The organism is Wolbachia endosymbiont (group A) of Urophora cardui (assembly GCF_964028435.1).
GTDB lineage: Bacteria > Pseudomonadota > Alphaproteobacteria > Rickettsiales > Anaplasmataceae > Wolbachia.
The window spans coordinates 1145414-1170572 of sequence record NZ_OZ034774.1 but is presented as its reverse complement, the minus strand read 5'-3'; the positions used below and the strand labels follow the sequence as shown (position 1 = coordinate 1170572).

Below are 25159 nucleotides of genomic sequence, written 5' to 3'. Positions count from 1 at the left end.
TTAAGTATATAGATTTTAGTTTCAGGGGAAAGGGGAAAGGTGTAGTACAATAGCTAACGTCATACCGTGTACAAACGTTGCAATTTTTAAGCAAAGTGATGTTGTTCAAGTAGCTGACACTTGGGGTCTATGTTTTTTCTGGTCACACGCTGGAATGACAAAGTGAGCGTGCGTAGGTGTCATCCCAGTACTCCTTTCTCGTCATCCCAGTGCCTATTTCTTTGTCATCCGAGTAGCCCCTTTTTTGTCATCCCAGTGCCCAGACACTGGGATCCAGAAAAGTTTGCTTGTAAGCAAGCAAACTAGCATAGAAAGTGGTTACAACATTTTCGATGAGATTATATGGAAAACTGGATCCCAGTGTCTGGGCACTGGGATGACAGCAGTCCTACGTCATACCGCGATTCATTCGCGGTATCTCTTAACATAGATCCCGCTAACAAGCAGCGGGATGACACCTCTCTTGGGCTCTTTTAGCTACAAACATTAAGAAATTTACCAAATGAAAAAAAAGGCAAAGAACTCCCGTGGTGCGAGTTTTGACTCTATATTACTGTAAGTGGCGCTGTAATAATGTGCTGACGCTTAGTTTAAGCGCGTTTTGGCTGAATGTAGAAAAAATTTAAAAGACATGCAGCCGCTATAATTTTATGTAATCCGTCAAAAAATACCCTAAGTTTTTTACTGAATTTTGTCATTGAGCCTGCAGGTCAAAAACAAGTTTTGAGTCATAAATACCCTTATTGTCATAATAAGGGGGCCGGCGGAGTTTGTCAAGTAAGTTTTTTCGTTTCTATTCCCAAGAAAAGTTCGTCATATGGTTATGCAAGAAGTCTATTCGTGTAGTTGTCTAGTTATAAATCACTCACAATTGATATGCTTGAATTATTCTCAGTAAATAAATCAAGCATAATGTTAGGTATTCTACCATCAACTATGTGAACAACTCCAGCACATTCCTCTACCATTTTAGTATATGCCATAAGCCTTCTAATAAATTTTTCTCCTTGAATTTTGCCACAATCAATCGATGCATTTAAATTTTTAACAGATATCTTCCTGCCACCAATTTTATCTATTTCTTCACCTGTATCGCTAAAGGTTATCATTTTAGATGCAGAAACTGCAATTGCAATTGTGCTTGCAGTGCTATCGGCATCAATATGATATGTTTCCCCATTTTTTCCATGACCAATTGGTGCAATAACTGGTATAAAATCTGATTCTTCAATAAAAAATAATATATCAGGATTGATTTCAGTGGGTCTACCGATGAATCCCATGTCTAGTATTTTTTCGATGTTATTTGATCTGTCTTCCTTAAGCGTAGCGCTTATCTTTTCAGCTTTTATTAAGTTGCCGTCTTTTCCACATAATCCAATAGCTGAACCACCAGCAGAATTTATATGCTGAACAATTTTTTTATTAACTGAACCACACAGTGCCATTTCAATGATTTTTATAGTGTCTTTGTCTGTAAGTCTGATACCATTCACAAACTTACTGTCCATACCCAGCATTTTTAACACTGAGTTAATTTCATATTCTCCGTCATGAACTATCACCGGATTTATACCAAGCTGCTTTAATAAGACAACATTATGCACAAAAGTATAGAATAGTGTTTCATCTGAGATCGTTACGCTGCCACATTTAATGACAAAAGTTTCACCCACAAAGCTAGGTATGTTAGATAACACTTCAAGTAATATTTCTGCTTTTTGTTCAAATGATACTTCACCCTTTAAAAACTCACTACTCTTCATTTTTTTATCTTGTAAACTTGAAAAACTCATCTCTTACCTTGGTTATTTTATGCTTAATACGGATGCTTATTTGATGAATTGACACATTCTCATTATTAATCCATTTTTGAGTATCTTCTAGAATGGCATCTAGGCTTTTTTGACTCACTTTATCTATTTTTGTTAGCACAACGTTAAAGTTAATATTATTATATATTAACCAATAAATGAAGTCTTTGTCTATTTCTTTTAATCCTACCTTGCTATCTATCAACACAAACACTCTTCTTAGATTTTTTCTTTGAATTAGATAATACTCAATTAAGTTTAAATATTGTATAATTTCCTCCTTACCTGCATGAGAATAACCATACCCTGGTAGGTCAACAAGTCTGAATTTATCATTGTACATAGAGTAAAAATTTATTTGTCTAGTACATCCAGGTTTAGAGGAAACTCTGGCAGCTTTTTTGCTGTTTATCAGTAAGTTGATCAGACTGGATTTTCCTACATTTGATCTACCAGCAAACGCAATCTCTGGAGCCGACTCATCTGGTAATGATTTCATGTCCGAAGCTCCAAATATGAAATTGCAGCTTGATGTTATCTGTCTTGCCATTATATTCAAGTAGAAGGTGGTAGATATATTATAGTGTTATTGCTTGATATAAGAAATTTTTTATTTCAGTATATATTACTTAGTTAAAATACTAGATCTGTGCTATATGAATATAGAGAATAATTTACAAGACTTAAAGAAAAAATTTAGTGATATAGAAAGGAACTTGGAAAACCCTGCCAATTTAAGTCAAAAAGAATTCATTACTCTTTCAAAGGAATACTCTGAGCTCAGGCCAATAATCAAGATAATTGATGAATATAACACGCTGAAAGAGGAAATTTCAGACTTAGAGGAAATAATGAAAGATGAAAACAGCGAAGGTGATATAAAAGAGTTAGCAAAAGAAGAATTTTTCGAAAAGCACAAGGTATTATTACCAAAAGTAAAAGCAAAACTAAAGTTAGCATTATTGCCTAAAGATGAAGATGACTTAAGAAATGCAATATTGGAAATCAGAGCAGGTACAGGAGGAGAAGAAGCAGCATTATTTGCAGCAATGTTATTTCGTATGTATCAAAAATATGCAGAAAGAAGAAATTGGAAGTTCGAGCCAATAAGCATTTCTAATACAGGTATAGGTGGCTATAAGGAAGCTTCTGCACTCATTAATGGAACAGAAGTTTTTGCAAGGTTGAAATTTGAATCAGGAGCACACAGAGTACAGAGAGTGCCAGAAACTGAATCCTCAGGAAGGTTACATACCTCTGCCGCTACTGTTGCGATATTACCTGAAGTAGAAGAAGTTGACTTTAAAATAGAAGAAAAAGACTTACGAATAGATGTTTATAGATCCAGTGGTCCTGGAGGGCAATCAGTGAATACAACTGACAGCGCAGTAAGGGTCACCCACTTGCCAACAGGGATAATTGTAATACAGCAAGATGAAAAATCGCAGCACAAAAATAAAGCTAAAGCGCTTAAAGTATTGAGGGCAAGGCTATACGAAATTGAAAGACAAAAAAAAGAAATGGAAAGGTCAACAATGAGAAAAAGTCAGATTGGCTCTGGTGATCGTTCCGAGCGCATAAGAACATATAATTTTCCACAATCAAGAATAACAGACCACAGAATTAATCTAACTTCACATCGGCTAGAGCAGATTATAAAAGAAGGTGAACTAGATGAATTTATTGAGGCATTAATTTCACGTAATGAAGCAGAAAGATTGGCCGGGGAAAGTTAATCGCTCACATCTGTAAAAAGATCATTAATTATACCGGATCTTTTAAAAACAATAAACAGGCAGTAAAAACAAGTTCTAGTACTATCGCGGATAGAACAAGAACAGCTACACTAATTGCTTGACCGTTGTAAACGTAGCTTGTTAAGCCGATAAAAATAGCCATGATAAAAGCTCTAATGAACGAGACTGCAGAAGAAGCTGTGCCTTTAATTTCAGGGAAAACATTTATTGATGCATTAAAAATCACTGGCTGGCAAATTGCACAACCGATAGAAAAAATAATCATAGACAGTGTTACTAAGTAGAAAGAGTGGGGTACAATTATACTGAATATTACAAGCAATAGAGACCCAATAGCACCCACGCTCGTACCAGAAATTACACACCATATTGCTCCAAGTTTCTGTAAGATTTTGCCAGCAAATAGACTAATGAGTGAGAAGCACCCAACTATTGCACCTTGATGTAGTGCATAAATAGTGCTAGATAAACCAAAAGTCTCCATATACAAAAAAGGTCCACAAGTAATGAATGACATATACGCAGCAGAAAAGAGGCTTGACATTAAAGACAACGTAACAAGCCTCGGACTAGATAGTAGTTTTCTGTAATCTTTCATTATTTTTTTCAAACTGAAAGCATCGCGATCCTTTTTTGTTTCTGGTAACAGAAAAAGCAGCAAAACCCAAGAGATCAAACAAAGTATTGCAACAGTTGCATAATTACCACGCCATCCTACAATTTCATTAATGAAACTGCCTAACACTGGCGCAATTGCCATGACAACTGTAAGAACAGAATTCATGATTCCAATAAATTTCACCGCTTCGTCGCCTTTGTAGCTGTCTGCAACGATTACAAACACAACTACAGATGTGCTAACACCAATGCCCTGAACAAAGCGAGAAATTAAAAGCCAAAAAATCGACGGTGCAAAAACACAACCAACAGCGCCGATTAATAACAAAGTGTTACCTATGATCATAATCCTTCTTCTGCCATAGCATTCAGACAATGGACCAAAAAACAACCCTCCTATGCAAAAGCCTAGGAAATTATAAGCAATAGTTAATTGAATTGTGCCTTCTGATACGTTAAAATAGTGCACCATATCAGGAAAACTAGGTACGGAAATGTCAATTTCAATGAACTTAGCAATTAGAGACAGGATTAATAGAAAGGGTAGTAACATTTGAAATTTTTAATTAATGAATAAAAATATCACATTTAAAGCGTTGAAAGAAGAACATTTTTTACTGTTATTAAAATGGTTAGAAACACCTCATGTGAAGCTATGGTGGGTAAATTGGACACTAGGGTTAATTAAAGAAAAATATGACAACTATGTTAAAGCCCTTACTCTCTGTCCTAACTTTACTTATTTCCTCTTACTTTTTCAACAGTCCGTCTAAATTACCACAAGCAGTTTAATTTTTCATCATTATTCAAAAATATGCAAGGAGCTTTATAGAAACTTAACATAATTTTATCATAAAAATGTCATTCTTAAGTCTTATGTAAAAACAAATTTTGACACTAAGTGAATCTTTTTTAATTAACTATGAACTGGATAAATTGGAAAATAAATTTTGTTTACTTTTATAATACCTTAAGATCTAATATCACTTTATCAGTCAAAAGTATCACAATAGGCTAGTATGTTCCTTACTCTTTTCCTAAAAATATTACCTATTTATATTACAATATTTATTGGTTATTTATCAGGAAAATGTCTTAAAATTGACAGAAACACTATATCTCAAATACTCTTTTATATAGCTAATCCAATAGTGATTTTATATGGAGTCTCTCATACAGAAGTTAATTTAAAAGTAATTTCTCTGCCGATTTTGATATGGTTTATAGGTAGCACTATGTCCTTATCAGTGTATTATCTTTCTTCTTTTTTATTTAAGGATAACACGAGAAACATATTAGCGTTTAGCTCGGGCAGCACAAGTATGGGGTATTTTGGCCTGCCGATTGCCATGGCTTTGTTTGATGAAGATTCAGTATCTGTATATGTTGTTTGTTATATAGGAATGGCGTTGTTTGAAAATAGCTTAGGATTTTACATAGCTGCAAATGGTATTTATACCGCAAAAGAATGCATATTAAAGTTGTTCAAACTTCCTTCGCTTTATGCGATGGTTCTGGGCTTCTTTTTAAGTATATATGATATACAAATACCTACTTTTTTAACAGATGTTATGATGAATATTAGAAGTACATTTGTCACATTAGGGATGATGCTACTTGGAGTGAGCATTGCAAATATTACAAGCTTTAAAGTAGATTGGAAGCTTGCTTTGATCACTATTACAGCAAAGTACGTATTCTGGCCACTGTTTGTTTTAGGAATTGTCCTTCTAGACAAACATGTTATAGGTGTATACGACGAGAGTATATATAAAGCACTGATGTTGCTGGCTATTATTCCAGTTTCTGGGTCCAGTATAATACTTGCTAATATTTTGAATTATCAACCAGATAAAGCTACTCTGTTGCTTCTAATTAGTACTGCAGTGGGACTATTTTATGTTCCACTAATAATATCATTATTTTTTACTAAACTTATTCTTTTTTGATCAAGCGGTAGATAAAACTTAAATTTACACTAGCTTCTTGCATAATCACATAAAAAACCTACTCTTTTTTGTCATTCCAGCGCGTGACGCTGGAATCTAGTTTCACTTTATGATGGTGTCATGAAAGTAACTGGCACTGGAATCCAGAAAAAAGAATGGTGTCATGAAAGTAGCTGACACTGGTTCACTCTATAATGATGTCATTCCAGTGTCAAGCACTGGAATGACATCATAGGGGCACTGGGATGACAAGAAAGGGGCTTGAATGACAGGAGGTAACGCAAGAAGTCTACTGCTATTCCACGTCAAGAACAACCATAAGTTCATTAGGGTTCACATAACCTAAAGCATTTTTTGCTTGCTCATCAAGCAGATCTAAATCTAAGCTTTTTTCATATAAGCCAAATACTTTATTGTCCAACTTTTCCTTTTCAGAAGAGACATCCTTTAGCAAAAGCTTATTGTACTCAATCTCTTTTTTTAAGTCGATTAACGTCAATAAGCCACGTTTACCTGTAATTGTGCTAATGCTAAAATATAATGTAAGAGAAGAAATGAATAAGGCTGCGCTTAAACACAATAACTTTTGCTTCTTTTTAGGTATAAACACCGTACTTTCACATACAAGAAATGTATAACATGAAAAGGTGAACAAAAAGCTAAGAACCTTGACGCGCTTTACACCTTGGCTTTACCTTGTTTATAATGTAAATCTTACCACCCCTTTTCACAACTTTACAATTTTTATCTCTGTTACGATGAGATTTTAGCGACCCTTTGACTTTCATATCTATAGTAAGAATTAAATTACCTTACATTATGATCACTTACAGAGAGTTAGTCAATTGATAAATTTTTCACATTTTATTAAAATACTGTATAATTGTTGCTGATACTTCTTCGATTGACTTTTGCGTGACATCAATAATTGGCCAGTTATTCTGCTTAAATAGTTCCTCTGCTTCTTTAATTTCCTTTTCTACTTTTCTAGGATTAGCATATATATTATTATCTTCGTTGTTAATTGAAGTAAGTCTATTTTTGCGTATTTCTATTAGCCTACTTACGTCTATTGTTACCCCTATCGTTAGTTTATTTTTTAATTTTGCCAAGTCGACATAAAAGGGTACTCCACTAACAAAAGGAATATTTGCAACCTTATAGCCTCGATAAGCTAAATACGTACTGGTGGGAGATTTTGATGTACGTGAAACTCCAACCAAAATTATATCTGCTTTATCAATATCTTGAATATTTTGCCCATCATCATGATTAATAGTGTAGTTTATTGCCTCAATGCGCTGAAAATATTCGTTATTTATCTCAGTATGCAAGTCAAGCTTTTCGTCTTTTTCAATTTCAAGATAGGACGAAATTTCTCTAATAATATGTGATAATATTGCTCTATAGGGAATTTTCAACTTTATACAGTTATCTTTTAGATATTTTCTTAGCTCATCATCAGTAATAGTGCATATAACAAAATTATGCTCATCACTTTTCCTATTAATTTCCTCCAGAATTTTGTCAATCTGCTCTTCTCCTTTCACAAAAGACCAAACATATTCGATTGTTTCTACAGAACGAAAGTGTTTCAGAGCTGATTTTGCAACTGATATAACAGTTTCACCACTTGAATCTGATACTAAGTGTAAATTAAGCTTTTTAAGGGTCATGTTTTATATAGTGTTATACTAAAAATAATAGCAAGCAATCGGCTACTGAAATTGTGCTAATTTGTTAATCTATGTCAATGCAGAAAAACTATCCTGTTGATAAAACTCAAACTAATTGGTAAATTCTTAACGCAATTATTCTCAAAACGAATGTTTTTATTAAAGCCTACAAATTTCACTTCTTTTTCTAAAAAAGCACTACCTTGGCTTGGGGTTATTTGTTTCGCATGTTTTTTAATTGGAATGTTTTTAGCGTTATTCTTCTCCCCAGAAGATTATAAACAAGGAGAAATTGTACGAATTATGTACATTCATGTGCCTTCTGCATGGCTTGCTCTTGGAATATATGGACTCATTGCATCACTTAGTTTCATTTCATTGGTGTGGAACAATAGCATTGCTAGTGTCTTGGCACATGCTGCTGCTCCTGCAGGGACAGTCTTTTCTGCAATATGCTTAATCACAGGTAGCATCTGGGGAAAAGGAACCTGGGGCACTTGGTGGGTATGGGATGCAAGGCTTACTTCAATGCTAATTTTATTTTTCCTATATGTTGGCTACCTTTCATTGTGGAGCGCTTTTGATAATGAAGCGAGGGCAGAAAAATCAGCAGCAGTATTTGCCATTTTTAGTGCTATAAATATTCCCGTAGTAAAATTTTCTGTGAATTTATGGTCTACTCTCCATCAGCCAGCAAGCATTTTGAGAAGAGGTGGAGTAGCAATAGAAAGTTCTTTGCTGTTGCCACTCATTGTAATGTTTATGTTTTGTGCCACATTTTTTTTAGTAGTGTGGATACTATACTCACTTCACTTAATTAATTTGTACAAAATAAAGAGAGAAATCAGTATGCGGTATTAGGTAGCTTTGTAAGTATACAGGTAAATATGCTAGAGAAAATTAGGTAAAATATCTTTGGTCACTTTAAATACTTGCCTGCTGAAACTGAAGAACGTGCTATGTTATGTGATCTAACTAATTTTAAAAGCAGCAATGACCAACTAACTAGAATAGATCAGGTATTGAATCGAGATCAACTTGAACATTTTACCAACGTTCTTGAAACATATGATGCAACGGCACGTAGTTTTTACGATTAGGTGCATTGTAAAATAGCAACCGTTGCAACCATGAACTCTAAAATATTCAAGGAGCCTACCAGTATCTTTAAAGTAAATGTTCATGTGATTCCACAGATAATTTCTGTTTTTTGATTCTATCTGTCCATTTATCATTTTCTATATCTTGTTTGTTGGTTGCTCTTTTTTCTTGCTCAACAATTGCCTTATCTACCTTCTGATAAATTGCATCAATTGCATTAATTGCATTTTTTTCTTTGTATACTTCGCTTTTCCCTTCAATAATTAACTTAATAAAAGTATTTACAACAGACTGCACTTGATTATGATTAACCTGACCTTTTATCAAAGAAGGTAAAGATCCTAATTCCATTATATGTTGACCTATGTTATTCTTTATACCTTCTGTATGCATTAACTTTATTATTTCATCATCAAACTCTTTCAATACTTCTGATGCTATTTTATCTTGAGTGGAAAGCCCTAAATTATCTGCTACTTCACTTGTTAATAACTCTCTGTTTTCTTTATTATCTTCCAATTTAGCATAATTACTCAACAGATCCATAACTGTAGATACTCTGACTTCAACAATACCATCAACATCTTCATTTCCTAAAGCAACTCCTGATTCCAATAACCTCCCTCTGAGATTTTTGCTTAAAAGATTGATAAACTCTTTATTTGCATCCGATCCTGTAGCAGATATTGTACCATCTAAATAGTTACTTTGAGTACCTAAGCTATGCTCTATTTGTATTTTTGTCTCAGGTTTAAATCCTAATTTTGCACAGAATTTCTGAAAATATTCTTTAATAATGTCAAACAAGCTCTTGCCATTATCTTTATAATTTTTTAACTCTTTAGGAATAGTAAGTGACAATTTACCATCTCTGTATGTTACAAAGTCTTTACCATCTTGAGACTCAAGTGTAAATTCTAATGAGTTAGACAGATCACATATCTTATCACCATGCATAACTTGATTTTTAACAGAGAGTATTGGTAGCCTCATGTCAGATCTAATTCTTACATTATTTTGGTTAGCACAATCAATATTTATTACTTTTTTAGGATTTTCTACTATGAACGACTGTCCAAGTGCAAGTTGGGTTTGTATAAATGGAGCAGCCTCATACCCTGCTTGATTACAATTGGTGACTAGCTCTTCTAAAATAGCATTACTTGGAACTTCTGCTCCAGCGTATCTAAACATTTTTTTGAAAACTTCTTTTGCAAAGGAACGGTAGTCTTTGTTTTCATCTTTCTCTGTTGGTAATAGATGTTGGCCAGCATTGTAAAATTCTTCAAATTCTTTCTTATATGAATCGGTTTTTTGATGATTGGCAGTTTTGGGATTTTCACAGTGATTTTTCCATAGCTCACCCAATGCATTACTTACAAGCTCTTTCTCAATATCTTCGAGTACTGAAGCAACAAAAGCTTTGCCATGATCCGTATCTATTTCTCTTGTTCCTTTTTTGTTAAATATTTCGTCATTATATATATCATCACTATTAAAAAGTTCGCTTTTGTGGTGCTTAGCTCCTTCCTTAAATGCAATAATAAGATTTTTATCTATTTCTTTTCCGTTAATAATAAAATTCATCCTTTGAAAATCTAAGAACATTGTTTCACCAGAATTTGCTAATTCATTATCTTGACCTGCTCTTAATTTACTAAAATTGAACTCTTTAGCTGTGGCCTTTAATCTAACTACTGGACTCTTATTATTTTTTCCTTTTGCCTCTTTCATAAATAACACCTTACTGTAAATATGCTGTAAGTTATATCATATAATGATGAATAGTTTGGTAATATATTAAGAAAATCGACAGTATATTTCTTTATTTAAGAGGTGCAGGAAAGGCGCAGATTTCTCTTTCCATTTGTAGCGTACTGCATTAATATTTATGTATTAATTTAGAAAATAATGATGAATAACATTGTAATTGTTGGTCTGCAATGGGGTGACGAAGGCAAGGGTAAAATAGTAGATTATCTTTCTGGGAATGCAGATGTAGTTGTGAGATTTCAGGGAGGAAATAATGCAGGGCACACTATAGTAATAGATGATGAGGTTTATAAATTAAATTTACTGCCCTCTGCTGTTTTGAGAACGGGCAAAATATCCATCATAGGAAACGGTGTTGCTCTTGATTCACATGCTCTAATCTCAGAAATAGAGTCATTGAAAGTTAAAGGAGTGGACGTAAACTATAACAACTTGATGGTATCCGAGAGCTGTCCATTAATACTTAGCGTACATAAGGACAAGGAAAAGCTATTTGAAGATTTAAACGGAAATCACAAAATTGGTACAACAAACAAAGGGATAGGGCCATGTTATGAAGATAAAGTTGGAAGGAGAGCTATACGCCTTTGTGATTTAGAAAACGCAGATGAGCTCAATAAAAGAGTGGATACTCTTCTAAATTACCACAATGCTATCAGAAAAGGCCTTAACTACCAGGTGGTTAAAAAAGAAGAAATATTAAAAGAAATTCAAGGGATTTCAAAAAAAATTCTTTCATGTAAAAAACCTGTGTGGAGGATATTAAATGACTTTGTGAAAGAAGGTAAGAAAATAATATTTGAAGGCGCCCAAGGCACATTTTTAGATATCGACCACGGAACTTACCCTTTTGTTACTTCAAGTAATACTGTAGCGTCGCAAGCAATAACAGGCTCAGGATTAGCCTCCAATGCTTACATTATTGGTGTGGTAAAAGCTTATACAACAAGAGTGGGCAATGGTCCATTCCCTACTGAGCAAAAGAACGAGATTGGAGATAGCTTATTTACTATAGGCAAGGAGCTTGGAACAGTGAGCAATAGAAGAAGGCGCTGCGGATGGTTTGACGCAGTTTTAGTGCGCCAGGCTGTGCAACTTTCTGGAGTTTCAAGCATTGTATTAACCAAATTAGATGTGCTTGATTCTTTTGATACAATTAAAATATGCACTGGTTACAAGTATAGCGGGAAAATGTATGATTATTTACCCGCATCGCATTCAATACAGGAGGAATTAGAGCCAATATATGAAGAGTTTCCTGGCTGGAAAGAAAATACTCAAGGTAAAAGGTCGATTGAAGCATTGCCTATCAATTTAATAAAATATATAGACAAGTTAGAAAAATTAATAGGTGTACCAATTCATCTAATTTCAACTAGTCCAAAAAGAGAGGATGTTATTAAGCTTAAAGATTTCTGAAAACGTCTTTTAACTTTTATCCAATAAAAAAAATACTTGCATAACTCAAAATACTAAGTCTATTATATAAGATATTATTGTAAACTTATAGTGAGTAGTGCATAATGAAAGACAAAAGCTTAAGTTTAACACTTGCAGTTATTTTCAACACAATTAAGTTAATAATAAAAGTTAGTGTAGAACGTGGTTATACAGTTTGATTTTTTTGAATATATGTTAATTGGTATAATGTAAATATAGTTAAAGGAGGTGTGTGATGATTGGAGGTTTGACTAAGGGAGACAAAACAGCAGAGGCAGGAAAAACAAGTGATCAGTCAGAGAATTATGATGTTGAATCAGTTATAAGGGCAGCATCATGTACCTGGTATGCAATACATCGCCTACTGGTGTTGTATGGAGAAGAAAAAGAAAAATTATGTTATTCATCACGGTTTACACTACCTTTTATATCTCTCAAGAACCGTATCAATGAAGTGGAAAAAGAAAATCCTTCCACTAAGGACTCTGCTACAATAAAGTTCTGCCGCTCAATTGCAGAAAATGATAAATTATGCAAAGAATTAAGAAATTTAAATAATCTTGCTGAAAATTTTGCCAATAAAGAATTTGATTCTCAATTAGAGAAGATAATAACAGGTTTTAAACTAAAAGATCTAGAAGACAAGGTAGGCTTCTTAGTACTTTTAAAAGAAGAAAGTGACTTCACTGCTATACAAAAGGCTTATAGGGATGAGTGGAGTTTTTATGACCTAATAAACGATAGAGATTTTAAACAAACGTACATAGATAAAGCAGTAACAGAGTCTGCTAATAAGAGCTTTAAGGAAGATATAAATAAATGCATAAAGTTGGCAGAGCAGGGAAAAAAAGCTGCAAGTAAATATTTTGAGAGGAAAGACGTAGAGCTTCAAGCTTATTACACAGAAACTGATAACGCTCATAGAGTTTTGAATGTTAACCTTATTAATTACAATAGAAGTGAGCCAACAAGGATTAGTGACATTTTACAGCAAGAGAAAGATATTAAAGAACTGAATATCTATTGCAATAAAAAACATGAAATATACGCTCATCAAGAAGATAAGAAAAGATATTATGAATTTAAAGAAGGCGCATATTATGAAATGACAAGCACTTGGCCTGTAGAGAATGGATCCAGAATGTGTACCATGATTATGAATGTGAGTAGTAGCGGCATAACTGAAGTACTAAAATTTGATGGTGAAGATTTTGTGTCATCGGAGGAGATCCTAGAATTAATAAAGCAAAATGATGAATTATATATTCAAGGCCTCGTCTTACATGATGCTGTAATGAAATCACTAGAAAAGGGTAAGGCTGCTGATGTTGTACCTACTGCTAATAATAATTTTCAAAATGAATCTATAGTGGCCTATCAAGATAAGGAACCAGGGGGGGAATCGAAAGGTCCAGACCCTAAAGTTGATGATGACAATAGCCTTCCTTCTTCTCCTTCTATTAATAGCAATGCATTAATTCAAACAGAAGTCAATTTACAGCACACTGAAACTCAACCAGAAGTTGCTTCACAACAAATGGATGAATTGATTTTAAATAATCAGATGCTGTCCGAAGAAAACGTTGAATTGAAGCAAGAAGAAGCAGAGTTGCAAGTGATAAATAAAAAGCACCATGAATTAACACAAGAAAATCAGCAACTACAGGAGAAACTAGAAACAACCCAAGCAGAAGATAATCAAACAATTGTAAAAGAGAGGCAGAATAGCGATTTACAAGATAAACTTGGAGAAGAGAGACCAGAATTCGACATTCCAGAAAACGAGTACGAGGAATTTCCAGGAGATACAATGCTTATACTTAAACTCACTGAAGATGAAGATAACGTTAATTGTATGGTCCCAGAGTGTGATGGTGTGGATTTAGTATAAATAATTCTGGAGACTGTGTCCACTGATAACATATAAATTCATAAGGAGTAAGACCCTTAAGAGTTTTGAGTCTCTTTGCATAATTATAAGCCATAACAAAGTTATAAAGGTGTTCTTTAAGTTGCTGGTGCGATTGATAGTAATACTTCTTAACTGTAGCATCCTTTAAAGTTTTATTCATACGCTCAACTTGCCCATTTGTCCAAGGATGGCTAACTTTTGTCAAACGATGTTCAATAACATTCTCTTCGCAAACTCTATTAAATATGTGTTGGAAAGCATACTTATGACGCTTCTGGTTTGTAAATTGTATACCGTTATCTGTCAAAATAGTATGGATTTTATACGGTAAAATTCTAATCAAATTACGTAAGAACTCAGCAGCTATGGGTTTTGTAGCACTGTTACGCAACTCAACATAGGTAAATTTGGATGTCCTATCAATAGCAACAAACAAATGTAATTTGCCCTCCTCAGTTCTAACTTCAGCAATATCAATATGAAAGTAACCGATAGGATATTGTTTGAATTTCTTTTTTGACTTAACTTCTCCATCAACAGTTGGTAATCTGCTAATGTTGTGTCTTTGTAAACAACGATGCAAGCTAGAGCGAGTCAAATGCGGAATTGTAGACTGCAGAGCGTAAAGGCAATCATCTAGTGGCAGTAGTGTATACTTGCGAAATGTAACTATTATAGCTTCCTCTTCTAGCGTTAAAACAGTCGATCTTGGACGCTTTGGACCCATATCAGCATCTTTCGTAAATGAACGTTTTCTCCACTTAATAATAGTTTTTGGATTAAGGTTATAATGCTTGGAGAGTTTTGCTATGCTCTCTTTTCTATTTTGTATTGCTCTACGAATCGTCTGTGTTGTTTTGGCGCACCCATGTAATATTTGTCCCATAACTCCTCCTTTGATGGTATTTTTTTCTCATATTTTATCATACCATCACACTCTGGGACTGTACAGTCCGTAAGTCCTATCAGAGCACAGGCAAGGAGTAGAAACGTAGGTAGGTAGCTCACCTTCCTCTCGCATTATTGTGAAGATGGTTGGGGTTAAGTTGCAAGAGAAATACTTAAGTGGGGTGCAAAAAGTCTTTTGTGTTGATAATAATTTAAAATCTATAGTAGACTGAAAAAGATTATTAAATTATAATATAACATATGATAAAAGACGAGAAATCGAAAACAATTTTTGAAGTGGAAGGGGCAGTAACTGCTTTACTACCTGCAGCAGAATTTAGAGTGAAACTGGACAATGAACATGAGATTATCTGTCATGTATCAGGGAAAGTGAGAAGAAGTAAAATACGCATCATTATCGGGGATAGGGTGTTAGTTGAGATGAGCATTTACGATAGGAATGCGAAAAAAGGTCGGATCATTAGAAGGCTTAAAGGTACAAGTGACAGAACGATCTCTAAATAATCTTATTCTTGCTTCATCATCGAAAAGGCGTATAGCTTTACTAAAACAAATAAATATTGAGCCAGGTTTAATTTTGCCAGCAGACATAGATGAAGCCCCTTTAAAAAAGGAACTTCCGAAGGATTACTCAATCCGTATGGCAAAAAGTAAAGCTGAGAAAATACAAAGTTCAAATCCAAATTACTTTGTGCTTGGTGTTGATACAGTTGTTGCTTGTGGTAGAAGGATATTGCTTAAAGCTGAAAACGTTGAGCAAGCAGAAAAATGCATCCGCTTGTTATCAGGAAGAAGGCATAGAGTATATACCAGTGTGTGTCTATTAACTCCCGATCAATCTAAACAACATATTAGAACTGTGGTTACAATAGTGAAATTTAAACGTCTCAGTGAACAAGAAATTAAGTATTATTTAGCATCAGAAGAGTGGAAAAATAGGGCAGGGGGATGCAATATACAAGGCCTAGCTGGGATGTTCGTATTGTTCTTACGCGGCTCCTACTCTTCCGTTATAGGGTTACCATTACATGAAACCTATTGTTTGCTAAGTAATTATTTTAACCGGGAGTGTTAAATAAACCATACGCGTTAAGTTAAGGCCCAATATAGCACCATTTAAAGTGGGTAGATAGCCTTTCGAAATCCCTTAACAAGTGTGCCCAACAAATCTGTCTTTTTTCGTCACTGAAGTAGTGGGAGTGTTAAATAAACTGTGTCAAACCGAAAAAAAAGTAATAAATTGATATAAAAAAATGGAGGTTTGACAATGAGTCAGAAAGTAGTAAACAGAACTACCGGTTTGGTAGATTATAAAGAATTAGAAACAAATATCCTGTTGTCTATACGAGAAGGAAGACCGTTGACAGGAAGAGATGGAGCATTAACACCGTTTATAAAAAAGTTGCTGGAGGTAAGCCTGGAAGGTGAAATAGAAAACCACTTGTCGGCTGAAAGCGAAGAGAATAATCGAAGAAATGGGAGGAATGCAAAGACTTTACGTACAAGCGCAGGGTCATTTGAGCTTTTGACGCCAAGAAGATAGGGAAGGAAGTTTCGAACCACAAATAGTCAAAAAAAGGCAAACAAACTTACATCCAGAGCTTGAAACGAAGATTTTGAGCACATTTGCCAGTGGTATGGGCTATAGAGATATAGTGTCACATGTTGAGGAAATTTATGATCACAAAATATCGGTGGCAGAGATATCAAGTATTACTGACAAATTGCTACCAGTAATCAACGAATGGCGTAGTCGCCCGCTGCAGTCTGTATATCCGATAGTTTTCATGGTTTTTTAAAGTCAAAGAGGACGGGCATTGCGTAAGTAAATGCATGTATAACATATTAGGCATAGATCAAAATGGCAAAAAAGAAGTATTAGGTTTTTATTTGGCTGAAAGTGAAGGAGCTAACTTCTGGTTGGGAGTGCTAAATGACCTCAAAGAAAGAGGAGTAGAAGATATCCTTATTGCCTGCGTTGATGGGCTGAAAAGCTTTCCTGCAGCTATAAACAGTGTCTTTCCTAATTCGGAACGGCTTTGTTGCATAGCACTGATAGGCATGTAAATCACAGTGAATTTACGCAGCTAATTTAAATTTAGCCATACCTATATCAGTAAATTTGTTCAATAAGTAGCACTTAATTAACAGCTCTTTTTCACGATTTACCTCTGATTTATTTTTCAAGCCAAACCCAAATATTTGCTTCAACCTATAGAAAAAGACTTCAATATAAGACCGTGCTCCATACTTAACTTTTTTCTTCCATTCATTAATACCATCTTCATAATTCTCATATGACCTAATTCTACTAATATACTTGTTTCTTTCTGATAAGTAGTCAGCTAAACAAATTTTAGTATCCTTCCTAGGGCGAATAATAGGCACAATATTGTATTTTCTGCATTCTTTATACACACTTTTTATATCATAAGCCGCATCTGCTCGAATAGAACAAATGTTATATTTATCACTGACTTCTTCTAACATATCGCAGACCGGCAAATAGTCTACAGCAACACCACTAGTGTAGTTCATGCTTATTGCTTTCTTATCATTTATGTTTAAAACAACATGTAATTTTCTTACTTGACCATAACCACTGTATTTTCTTTTTCGAATATTAAGCTTACTATGCCCACCGTTCTTATTGTAGATACTAACTCTAGTGCTATCTACGGCAATTTCAACATTTTCCAGATCATCTTTATTGCTTCTATGGTCATCAATCTTCAAATTAAGCTTTTTAAATCTTCTGGAAGCTTGTGTATAGCTGATAATCTTAAGTTTTTTGCCTATTTGTACCATATAACCTTTTACAAAACCTACAGCTTGTCTCAAGCCAATTCTAAAAAGATGAACTATTATGTGTATTAAAATTACAACTTTATCACTATAAGTGTTATTGCCACCTGCAACTTTTGGACTATTTTCATACCAATTTTCTATGGCTTGATTAACAAAATGAAAAACATTTCCTCTTTTTTTGAGAAACTCGTTATATTCTCTTTGGTTACTTACTCTCATTTTTTGTGGCATAAGTTGTACTTGTTTGAAAAATGCCTATTTTACAACAAAATGCGTTAGTAGCCATATATTAAAAAGCTTTTCTTCTTACAATAACCTCAACCAACACTAGCTATGCAACAAAGCCATTCGGAAGTGCAGATGTGTATAGTGCATCAGATACGCAACTCACTGAAGTATGTGGCCAGTAAAGATGCGAAGAGTTTTTTGAGCGATTTAAAGAAGGTATATCAAGCTTCAAGCAAGGAAATTGCCGAGAATTATCTGTTGGAATTGGATGAAAAATGGGGCACAAAGTACCCTATGGTTATAAAATCTTGGCAGAATAATTGGGAAAACTTGTCTGGTTATTTTAAGTATTCTGGTCCAGTTAGGAGGATAATCTACACCACCAATCCCATAGAGGGGCTACATAGGCAAATTAGGAAATTCACTAAGACCAAAGGCTCATTTACCAGCATAAATGCCTTGTATAAGCAGGTATATTGTGCTATAAAGAAGGCAGAGGAAAAGTGGACGATGCCTGTACATGATTGGGCATTAACTATCTCTCAACTTGATGTTTTCTTTCCTGGCAAATTGAAAATTGAGTTGAACTAAAAATGCGGTTTGACACAGTTTATTTAACACTCCCTAAGAAATTACTGGGTTGCTGAGTGTCTTGCTGGTTACTTTTTTCCTCTTCTACATCTACATTACTTTGCTCTACTTCATTTGATTTTTCCACCTCTTGTTCAGGTTTACTTCTGCTTATATCCTCTTTGGATTCTTTTCCTGATTCTGGTTGGCTTTGTTGCATCGCTAGCTATGATGGATTAAAGATAAAAAAGATGGAGAATATCAGTAGCTTATTATTCTGGTATTTATAACAAGAACGGTCAGTGAATACCTAAATTTGAGTAAAAGAAATTTCACTACCACTCACTAATCCGGCTAAAATTCAAGAATTTCAATGCTTTAGCTATTTTCAATAGAATTAAGTTTATTAATATAAATAATAAATTACTATTCTTAAATTTGATCAGATTGATTGCAAAAAAACAAGATTTTCAATAGGTTGCTTATAATCCTAGCTATAGTTAGCCTTTCATAAGTAGCGATGCAACAAAGCCATTCTGGTTCAGGCTCTTTTCCTGGTTTTGGATCTGTGTCATCCACATCTTCTTCAGACTTACTTCTGCTTATAAGTGTCTTATCTAACCATTCGGACATATTCTTGTCTGGATTATGAAAATACATTCGACTTATCTCCTTATTTTCATCAATAGAAATTACTACAGTTGCATTCTGACTTAATGGCCCCTCATTTAATCCATCACATTCACTAATGAGCGATTCATGAGAGTTCTTAATGTCTTTGATAAATTGAAGTTTTTCTTTTTCTGAAAAGTACTCGCATTTTACGTTATAAGTGGTGCCTTTGTATTTAAAACTAAACATCGATCCATGGTCTTTATATTCATCTACTAGTTCATGAATATTCTTGACATTTTGTATAGCTTTAAATTTTTCTTCTTCTGAAAGGTTCTTGTGATATTTATAAAGTGTACCTTTATATTTAAATTGAAACATCGATCCACGGTCTTCATATTCATCTAGTCCAAAATTCTTGACACGTTGTATAATTTGAAATTTCTCTTCTTCTGAAAGGTCCTTGCGGTATATACTATAAGTTGTATCTTTATATTTAAATTGAAACATCGATCCACGGTCTTCATATTCATCTAGTCCAGAATTCTTGACACGTTGTATAATTTGAAATTTTTCTTCTTCTGAAAGATCCTTGAGGTATATACTACCAGTTGTATCTTTATATTTAAATTGAAACATCGATCCACGGTCTTCATATTCATCTAGTCCAGAATTCTTGACACGTTGTATAATTTGAAATTTTTCTTCTTCTGAAAGATCCTTGAGGTATATACTACCAGTTGTACCTTTGTATTTAAAACTAAACATCGATCCATGGTCTTTATATTCATCTACTAGTTCATGAATATTCTTGACATTTTGTATAGCTTTAAATTTTTCTTCTTCTGAAAGGTTCTTGTGATATTTATAAAGTGTACCTTTATATTTAAATTGAAACATCGATCCACGGTCTTCATATTCATCTAGTCCAGAATTCTTGACACGTTGTATAATTTGAAATTTCTCTTCTTCTGAAAGATCCTTGCGGTATATACTACCAGTTGTATCTTTATATTTAAATTGAAACATCGATCCATGGTCTTTATATTCATCTACACCCATCTGCTTGCAAATAGCTTTATAATTTTTTTCTTCTACTTCAAGTCCAATTGCATTTGCCATCAGCTGATTATTTATACGGTCTAACTCCTCTACTTTTGCTTCGGAAAGCTTGAATTGAAACACATGACCGAATTCATGGGCTAAAACGTTGTCCGTATAAGCATCTTTATAGAGCAATACGCTTTCTCCGTTCGTCATCCCACCAGAAATATTGAGCGAAGATTGACTCCGTGAAAACCCAGGAACCAAAGTGCCATATCTCCTATAATCATCTCCATTATTAAAAATATAGGTATGCACAGTAACTTGAATATTACTAGCAATACAAAACTTTGCTTTATATGCTTCATAAGCATTTTTAATATCGAGCTTCATTTGCTCCTGTTCTTGTTGCGATACATTGTCATAATGTATTACGCAATTCAACTTTCCGTATTCAAAATTAAATTGATTAGGCAGCACATCTTGTACTCCTACGTATTTTGTATTCTCACCAAAGTTTCTTGATTGTGCAGTTTTATATAAATTATTATAGTATGTAAAAGAGTTTCCGTTAGGCAACTTAGGTATTTGTGCAATCGTTCTTCCATGGTTATCGTGGAAAGAAATTTTAGAATCACCAATCCTAAAATCCGTTATAGATTGCCCGCAAGTACCATCGTTTGCACAATCGTGATTATCTTTCTTATAAAACCATGCGTTAGTGTATTTTCCCATTTTGATACCTCACTACCAAACCTTACTATATTATTATCTTGGTAAAAATCATAATAATTCGTTAACTTGTATTTTAAATCTGTATATCAAATGTACTTTTCTCATAAAGTGCCAATTGTGAAGCTAATGAACTTTATTTGTTTAAAATTTTGCTGAAATAGCTCTTTTTATACTATGTTTTATATAGCTAAACTGACTTAGATTTACCGACAATTTGAAAAACGACAAATTCGTCATCCCGCTACTAGTTAGCGGAATCTATGCCGAGATACCGCGAATGAATCGCGGTATGACGGTTCGCGGCGGGATGACGATAAGCTCGTCATCCCGCTACTTGTTAGCGGCTGAGAGATACCGCGGCGGTATGACGTAGGAAAACCTTTCTTAGGTTAGCTATAGTTCGCTATATTATGTGATTTTATTTTTAGCGTTGCTTCTTATATTATGTGATTTTATTTTCCATAATGTATATTATGTAATTTTCAATGCTAATAAAACTACTTCCCAACCTTTTAAACAGCAACTTGTCGAACCTCCAGATTAGTACTTAAGAGAAAGTGTTAAAGTATCTCTTTAAGTATTACATATTAGTATTTGGAGATCATACTTATTATAGATCTCCAAAGTACTCATAACGCGTAAACTATGTATTCCACTGGGTTATCAACCAAGTTATTCACAATGCCGTGAATAACCTCAATATATGCTTAAATAAGAAAATTGGTATTTCGGTAAAAGACAAGGAAGAAGGCTTCTTCCTTCTACTGTTTTTAACTTAACTATATGGCGAATTTCTAAGCAGGTACCTTTTCTTTTTCTTCTTGTGCGTGAGCTTCTTCTAGTCTACCACTAGGTTTTAATACTGCATATGTAATAACGCCAGCAACAATCCCGACTGGCTTTGTTGCATCGCTAGCTATGATGGATTAAAGATAAAAAAGATGGAGAATATCAGTAGCTTATTATTCTGGTATTTATAACAAGAACGGTCAGTGAATACCTAAATTTGAGTAAAAGAAATTTCACTACCACTCACTAATCCGGCTAAAATTCAAGAATTTCAATGCTTTAGCTATTTTCAATAGAATTAAGTTTATTAATATAAATAATAAATTACTATTCTTAAATTTGATCAGATTGATTGCAAAAAAACAAGATTTTCAATAGGTTGCTTATAATCCTAGCTATAGTTAGCCTTTCATAAGTAGCGATGCAACAAAGCCATCCCGACTGCCAGCGCAGCAGCTACAGCTATGCCAACTATAGCTAATACTGATAATTGAACACCGGCAACACCACATCCAACACCGACTGCCAATGCAGCTATAACACCACAAGTGATACCAATTCCTATTGCTTTATTAGTTACTTGTTTAGTTTCTATCTCATGTTTCTCTTTCATTTTATCATTAAAACCTTTGGCAAAACCCTTGGCAAAACCCTTGGCAAAACTCTCGACAAAACTCTCGACAAAACTCTCGACAAAATCCCCAAGTTCATCAAAAAGCATTTGCTTGTCTTCAGGCGGCGTCCCATCAAATTTTACAACGTTGGGGAATTCAATATTTATAATCTCAGCGTTTAATATTTCATCAAGTGATATATCTTTCTTTGTCATCTCATTAGAAATAACTTTCAAGCCTTCTTGATTCTTAATAACTCTACTATAGTAAAATAGTTTTTTAGTATATCTTTCACCATTTTTGAACTCTATGGTTGTACCACGAGCACTAAGAACTGCTAGTAAATCATCTTTTGAAACTCCTTGTAGAATTTCAGCAACGTTACCATGATCTTTTATTGCGTTCTGTAACCGATCATATAATTTCCTTTGTTCTTCTGTTAAACCAAACATACAATTACTCCCATAAGTCTACTAAGTTTAATTATTGCATGTTTTATGTAAAAAATCAAATACAAAAAGTCTTATTAGGAATTATCACACACACTCAAACAAGAGAAAGGTGCTTGTGCTCGAAAAAGAACGTTACAAATACATATTTATTCAAACCTTTGCCTTCTTCTCAATATACCTACATATCAAAATGGACAATTCATATAGAATCAGCATTGGTATTGCAAGCCCTACTTGGCTTAATACATCAGGTGGAGTTAAGATTGCAGCGATAATAAAAATTACCACTATCGCGATTCTGCGTTTATTTGACAAACTTTGTGTAGTGAGTAACCCTACTCTCACCATCAATGTGAGTATTACTGGAATTTGAAATGCAGTGCCAAATGCAAACATAAATTGGAGAACGAGGTCTAAATATTCGCTAACTGATGGCATAAACTCTATCGGTATATCGAAGGATTTACCACTGTGTTCGAAGTTGATAAAAAACTTCCAGGCTAAAGGAAATATATAGTAATAGACTACAGTAGCTCCCGTTACAAATAAAACCGGGGTTGCAATTAAGTATGGCAACAACACTGCCCTTTCACTTTTATATAACCCAGGTGCTAAGAACATATAGAATTGCCATGCAAACACAGGAAAAGAAAACAAAAATGTGCTCATTATTGCGACTCTAAGATACACAAAAAATGCCTCTGTTAAGTCTGTGTAAATTAAAGAAAAACCTTCGCTATCTTTTGTTGCTTCTATTAAAGGTGCAAGTAAAAAACGGTATATATTTTCCTTAAAGTAGTAACAAAAACCAAAAGTAACGCAAAAAAATAGAAAGCAAAAGATAACTCTTTTTCTGAGTTCCGCAAAGTGCTCACAAAATGAAGCATATTTGTTTGGGTTTCCATTCATACTTTACTATGGCTCAATAATGCTATGTCTAACATTCTCAGCGAAAAAGCCCACTCATTGTCATACCACGCTGCAACTCTACAGATGTCGCCTGTAACATATGTACCAGTTGAATCCACAATTGCGCTATAAGGGTTATGCACAAAGTCTATTGAAACTAAAGGTTCCGTGCATATAGAAAGTACATTTGACATTGGAGAACCCTCTGTCATCCTAGTACCCTCTGATGTCATCCGAGTAGCTGACACTGGGATCCAGAAATTAGATTCCAGCGTCACGCGCTGGAATGACGTAGAGGAGAGAGCTGCATCCTTAAACATTTCATTTATTTCTTTAACGGTCGCTTTCTTATCAGTCGTAAATTTAAAATCAACCATAGAAACATTGCTAACTGGAACTCTGACGGCAGTGCCATCTAGCTTTCCCTTTAATTCAGGAATTACAGAACCGATTGTTTTTGCTGCCCAGGTTGTAGTTGGCACCATAGATAATCCGCAAGCCCTTGCTCTGCATAAGTCTCTATGATTGCCATCAAGAACATTTTGATCATTCGTATAGGCATGTATAGTAGTCATAAAGCCACTTTTTATACCTAGATTAGAGTGTAGGACTTTCACAATCGGAGCAAGGCAATTTGTAGTGCAAGAACCTGCTGATATTACTTTATGCTCTTTTTTGAGCATATCATTATTCACACCATAAACTATAGTTACATCAGCATCTGGAACTGGAGCAGAGACAATCACTTTCTCTGCATTGTGCCTTATTGCTTCTTCACGCTTGTTAAATGCACCAGTACATTCAAGTATTACATCAACATTCCAAGGAATATTTTCAGGGCTCCGTTCTCTATATAAAGAAAATTTTCTGCCATTTATAGATAGCCAATTTTGAGACTCATTAAAGTCAATATCACCACTGAATTTGCCATGAACAGAATCATATTTAATCAAATGTGCATGCTGCTTTGCACTGAGCGATCCATTCACAGCTACAACTTCTATTTGTTTGCTATATTCTTCTATTTCGAAAATAGCACGCAATACGCCTCTGCCTATTCTACCCAGACCATTAATTCCTACACGAATCGTCATCTCTTCATTCAAAAAATTTAATTATAGAGGATATCACTTGATATTTCATTCTATTCTTTTGCTTTTCTATCGATATGAACATTATAGCAAGGAGACAGGGCTAAAAAATTGCTTTACAAACTCCGCCAGCCCCCTTATCATGATAGTGAAGGTATTCAGTTATCTTCATCTGTGCAGATTAAACAGCAAGAAAACAACGTAGTTGGCGTCTTATTTTTAATTTTTTGCACTATGTGCACCTTATGTCTTCACAACATTTCTGGGTTTTTACCCACACAAGCTGAAACGCGCTTATAAGTCGTTTAAGACAGTATAGTACGCCAATTTGCAGGATTAGAGAGTGAACACTAATTAC

The 25159-nt window shown here is 34.3% G+C and carries 22 protein-coding genes and 2 pseudogenes; 10 read left to right on the top strand and 14 right to left on the bottom strand.

The window, feature by feature from the left end:
* Window positions 1-854: 854 nt before the first annotated feature.
* Window positions 855-1766 carry an acetylglutamate kinase gene (gene argB / locus ABWU38_RS05645; RefSeq protein WP_253308952.1) on the bottom strand — a complete coding sequence of 304 codons (912 nt, stop codon included), beginning with the start codon at window positions 1764-1766 and terminating at the stop codon, window positions 855-857.
* A 4-nt stretch (window positions 1767-1770) separates the two neighbouring features.
* Window positions 1771-2367 carry a ribosome biogenesis GTP-binding protein YihA/YsxC gene (yihA, locus tag ABWU38_RS05640; protein WP_373457554.1) on the bottom strand — a complete coding sequence of 199 codons (597 nt, stop codon included), beginning with the start codon at window positions 2365-2367 and terminating at the stop codon, window positions 1771-1773.
* A gap of 103 nt (window positions 2368-2470) precedes the next feature.
* Between yihA and prfA the strand changes: the two genes are divergently transcribed.
* Entirely contained in the window at window positions 2471-3550 is a 1080-nt protein-coding gene (gene prfA / locus ABWU38_RS05635) for a peptide chain release factor 1 (protein ID WP_253308954.1), read from the top strand.
* 28 nt (window positions 3551-3578) lie between these two features.
* Here prfA and ABWU38_RS05630 read toward each other — a convergent pair whose 3' ends face one another.
* On the bottom strand, window positions 3579-4742 hold the full coding sequence (locus ABWU38_RS05630; RefSeq protein WP_353272635.1) for a multidrug effflux MFS transporter: 1164 nt from the start codon (window positions 4740-4742) through the stop codon (window positions 3579-3581).
* Between the two features lie 466 nt (window positions 4743-5208).
* Between ABWU38_RS05630 and ABWU38_RS05625 the strand changes: the two genes are divergently transcribed.
* Window positions 5209-6138: an AEC family transporter gene (locus tag ABWU38_RS05625; protein ID WP_253309260.1), complete on the top strand. Its 930-nt coding sequence runs from the start codon at window positions 5209-5211 to the stop codon at window positions 6136-6138.
* A 295-nt stretch (window positions 6139-6433) separates the two neighbouring features.
* Here ABWU38_RS05625 and ABWU38_RS05620 read toward each other — a convergent pair whose 3' ends face one another.
* The 3 genes from ABWU38_RS05620 to ABWU38_RS05610 all read right to left on the bottom strand — a co-directional run bounded on the left by ABWU38_RS05620 (window position 6434) and on the right by ABWU38_RS05610 (window position 7814).
* A complete protein-coding gene (locus ABWU38_RS05620; protein ID WP_253309259.1) occupies window positions 6434-6748 on the bottom strand; it encodes an FtsB family cell division protein in 315 nt (104 codons plus the stop codon).
* A gap of 49 nt (window positions 6749-6797) precedes the next feature.
* Window positions 6798-6926, bottom strand: a complete 129-nt coding sequence (gene ykgO / locus ABWU38_RS05615; protein WP_006279631.1) for a type B 50S ribosomal protein L36 — start codon at window positions 6924-6926, stop codon at window positions 6798-6800.
* Between the two features lie 69 nt (window positions 6927-6995).
* Window positions 6996-7814: a pyruvate, water dikinase regulatory protein gene (locus ABWU38_RS05610; protein ID WP_253309258.1), complete on the bottom strand. Its 819-nt coding sequence runs from the start codon at window positions 7812-7814 to the stop codon at window positions 6996-6998.
* 150 nt (window positions 7815-7964) lie between these two features.
* Between ABWU38_RS05610 and ccmC the strand changes: the two genes are divergently transcribed.
* Entirely contained in the window at window positions 7965-8675 is a 711-nt protein-coding gene (gene ccmC / locus ABWU38_RS05605; protein WP_253309953.1) for a heme ABC transporter permease CcmC, read from the top strand.
* 98 nt (window positions 8676-8773) lie between these two features.
* A complete protein-coding gene (locus ABWU38_RS05600) occupies window positions 8774-8914 on the top strand; it encodes a hypothetical protein (RefSeq protein WP_253309257.1) in 141 nt (46 codons plus the stop codon).
* Window positions 8915-8981: 67 nt separating this feature from the next.
* On the opposite strand, the gene ABWU38_RS05595 is transcribed toward ABWU38_RS05600, so the two are convergent.
* Complete coding sequence (locus ABWU38_RS05595; protein WP_265045471.1) at window positions 8982-10649, bottom strand: hypothetical protein; 1668 nt, start codon at window positions 10647-10649, stop codon at window positions 8982-8984.
* A gap of 180 nt (window positions 10650-10829) precedes the next feature.
* Here ABWU38_RS05595 and ABWU38_RS05590 point away from each other — a divergent pair, with 180 nt between their 5' ends.
* Complete coding sequence (locus tag ABWU38_RS05590) at window positions 10830-12107, top strand: adenylosuccinate synthase (protein WP_353272835.1); 1278 nt, start codon at window positions 10830-10832, stop codon at window positions 12105-12107.
* A gap of 256 nt (window positions 12108-12363) precedes the next feature.
* Window positions 12364-14019 carry a hypothetical protein gene (locus ABWU38_RS05585; RefSeq protein WP_353272634.1) on the top strand — a complete coding sequence of 552 codons (1656 nt, stop codon included), beginning with the start codon at window positions 12364-12366 and terminating at the stop codon, window positions 14017-14019.
* On the opposite strand, the gene ABWU38_RS05580 is transcribed toward ABWU38_RS05585, so the two are convergent.
* On the bottom strand, window positions 13976-14926 hold the full coding sequence (locus ABWU38_RS05580) for an IS481 family transposase (protein ID WP_353272270.1): 951 nt from the start codon (window positions 14924-14926) through the stop codon (window positions 13976-13978). The two genes, ABWU38_RS05585 and ABWU38_RS05580, sit on opposite strands and share 44 nt — an antisense overlap.
* Before the next feature lie 263 nt (window positions 14927-15189).
* On the opposite strand from ABWU38_RS05580, the gene infA reads away from it, so the two are divergent.
* The 3 genes and pseudogenes from infA to ABWU38_RS05565 form a co-directional block, all read left to right on the top strand.
* Window positions 15190-15453: a translation initiation factor IF-1 gene (gene infA, locus ABWU38_RS05575; RefSeq protein ID WP_164224845.1), complete on the top strand. Its 264-nt coding sequence runs from the start codon at window positions 15190-15192 to the stop codon at window positions 15451-15453.
* Window positions 15431-16024, top strand: coding sequence for a Maf family nucleotide pyrophosphatase (locus ABWU38_RS05570; protein ID WP_064125248.1), 594 nt, complete (start codon window positions 15431-15433; stop codon window positions 16022-16024). Before infA ends, ABWU38_RS05570 begins: the two co-directional genes overlap by 23 nt.
* A 192-nt stretch (window positions 16025-16216) precedes the next feature.
* Window positions 16217-16998 (top strand): annotated as a pseudogene (locus ABWU38_RS05565) (IS256 family transposase); the annotation flags it as partial.
* A 30-nt stretch (window positions 16999-17028) separates the two neighbouring features.
* Here the strand turns inward: ABWU38_RS05565 and ABWU38_RS05560 are convergent.
* Window positions 17029-17988, bottom strand: a complete 960-nt coding sequence (locus tag ABWU38_RS05560) for an IS5 family transposase (RefSeq protein WP_353272271.1) — start codon at window positions 17986-17988, stop codon at window positions 17029-17031.
* 114 nt (window positions 17989-18102) lie between these two features.
* Between ABWU38_RS05560 and ABWU38_RS05555 the strand changes: the two are divergent.
* Window positions 18103-18576 (top strand): annotated as a pseudogene (locus tag ABWU38_RS05555) (transposase); the annotation flags it as partial.
* A gap of 19 nt (window positions 18577-18595) precedes the next feature.
* On the opposite strand, the gene ABWU38_RS05550 reads toward ABWU38_RS05555, so the two are convergent.
* The 5 genes from ABWU38_RS05550 to ABWU38_RS05530 all read right to left on the bottom strand — a co-directional run bounded on the left by ABWU38_RS05550 (window position 18596) and on the right by ABWU38_RS05530 (window position 24804).
* The gene (locus ABWU38_RS05550; protein WP_353272633.1) at window positions 18596-18775 is read right to left on the bottom strand and encodes a hypothetical protein; all 180 of its coding nucleotides are present in this window, start codon (window positions 18773-18775) and stop codon (window positions 18596-18598) included.
* A 212-nt stretch (window positions 18776-18987) separates the two neighbouring features.
* A complete protein-coding gene (locus ABWU38_RS05545; protein WP_353272632.1) occupies window positions 18988-20946 on the bottom strand; it encodes a hypothetical protein in 1959 nt (652 codons plus the stop codon).
* 1198 nt (window positions 20947-22144) lie between these two features.
* Entirely contained in the window at window positions 22145-22801 is a 657-nt protein-coding gene (locus ABWU38_RS05540) for a hypothetical protein (RefSeq protein ID WP_353272631.1), read from the bottom strand.
* Window positions 22802-22951: 150 nt separating this feature from the next.
* Window positions 22952-23710 carry a twin-arginine translocase subunit TatC gene (gene tatC, locus ABWU38_RS05535; protein ID WP_353272630.1) on the bottom strand — a complete coding sequence of 253 codons (759 nt, stop codon included), beginning with the start codon at window positions 23708-23710 and terminating at the stop codon, window positions 22952-22954.
* Complete coding sequence (locus ABWU38_RS05530) at window positions 23707-24804, bottom strand: type I glyceraldehyde-3-phosphate dehydrogenase (RefSeq protein WP_353272629.1); 1098 nt, start codon at window positions 24802-24804, stop codon at window positions 23707-23709. The genes tatC and ABWU38_RS05530 overlap by 4 nt, the downstream gene beginning before the upstream one ends.
* Window positions 24805-25159 lie beyond the last annotated feature (355 nt).

Excerpts from the sequence above, each read along its gene's own strand:
- ABWU38_RS05580 (WP_353272270.1), bottom strand. The coding sequence starts at position 14,926 with ATGGGACAAATATTACATGGGTGCGCCAAAACAACACAGACGATTCGT.
- ABWU38_RS05625 (WP_253309260.1), top strand. The coding sequence starts at position 5,209 with ATGTTCCTTACTCTTTTCCTAAAAATATTACCTATTTATATTACAATA.
- ABWU38_RS05550 (WP_353272633.1), bottom strand. The coding sequence starts at position 18,775 with ATGCAACAAAGCCAACCAGAATCAGGAAAAGAATCCAAAGAGGATATA.
- ABWU38_RS05610 (WP_253309258.1), bottom strand. The coding sequence starts at position 7,814 with ATGACCCTTAAAAAGCTTAATTTACACTTAGTATCAGATTCAAGTGGT.
- prfA (WP_253308954.1), top strand. The coding sequence starts at position 2,471 with ATGAATATAGAGAATAATTTACAAGACTTAAAGAAAAAATTTAGTGAT.
- ABWU38_RS05560 (WP_353272271.1), bottom strand. The coding sequence starts at position 17,988 with ATGCCACAAAAAATGAGAGTAAGTAACCAAAGAGAATATAACGAGTTT.
- ABWU38_RS05595 (WP_265045471.1), bottom strand. The coding sequence starts at position 10,649 with ATGAAAGAGGCAAAAGGAAAAAATAATAAGAGTCCAGTAGTTAGATTA.
- ccmC (WP_253309953.1), top strand. The coding sequence starts at position 7,965 with ATGTTTTTATTAAAGCCTACAAATTTCACTTCTTTTTCTAAAAAAGCA.
- ykgO (WP_006279631.1), bottom strand. The coding sequence starts at position 6,926 with ATGAAAGTCAAAGGGTCGCTAAAATCTCATCGTAACAGAGATAAAAAT.
- ABWU38_RS05585 (WP_353272634.1), top strand. The coding sequence starts at position 12,364 with ATGATTGGAGGTTTGACTAAGGGAGACAAAACAGCAGAGGCAGGAAAA.
- ABWU38_RS05630 (WP_353272635.1), bottom strand. The coding sequence starts at position 4,742 with ATGTTACTACCCTTTCTATTAATCCTGTCTCTAATTGCTAAGTTCATT.
- ABWU38_RS05540 (WP_353272631.1), bottom strand. The coding sequence starts at position 22,801 with ATGTTTGGTTTAACAGAAGAACAAAGGAAATTATATGATCGGTTACAG.
- infA (WP_164224845.1), top strand. The coding sequence starts at position 15,190 with ATGATAAAAGACGAGAAATCGAAAACAATTTTTGAAGTGGAAGGGGCA.
- ABWU38_RS05530 (WP_353272629.1), bottom strand. The coding sequence starts at position 24,804 with ATGACGATTCGTGTAGGAATTAATGGTCTGGGTAGAATAGGCAGAGGC.
- ABWU38_RS05545 (WP_353272632.1), bottom strand. The coding sequence starts at position 20,946 with ATGGGAAAATACACTAACGCATGGTTTTATAAGAAAGATAATCACGAT.
- ABWU38_RS05600 (WP_253309257.1), top strand. The coding sequence starts at position 8,774 with ATGTTATGTGATCTAACTAATTTTAAAAGCAGCAATGACCAACTAACT.
- argB (WP_253308952.1), bottom strand. The coding sequence starts at position 1,766 with ATGAAGAGTAGTGAGTTTTTAAAGGGTGAAGTATCATTTGAACAAAAA.
- tatC (WP_353272630.1), bottom strand. The coding sequence starts at position 23,710 with ATGAATGGAAACCCAAACAAATATGCTTCATTTTGTGAGCACTTTGCG.
- ABWU38_RS05590 (WP_353272835.1), top strand. The coding sequence starts at position 10,830 with ATGAATAACATTGTAATTGTTGGTCTGCAATGGGGTGACGAAGGCAAG.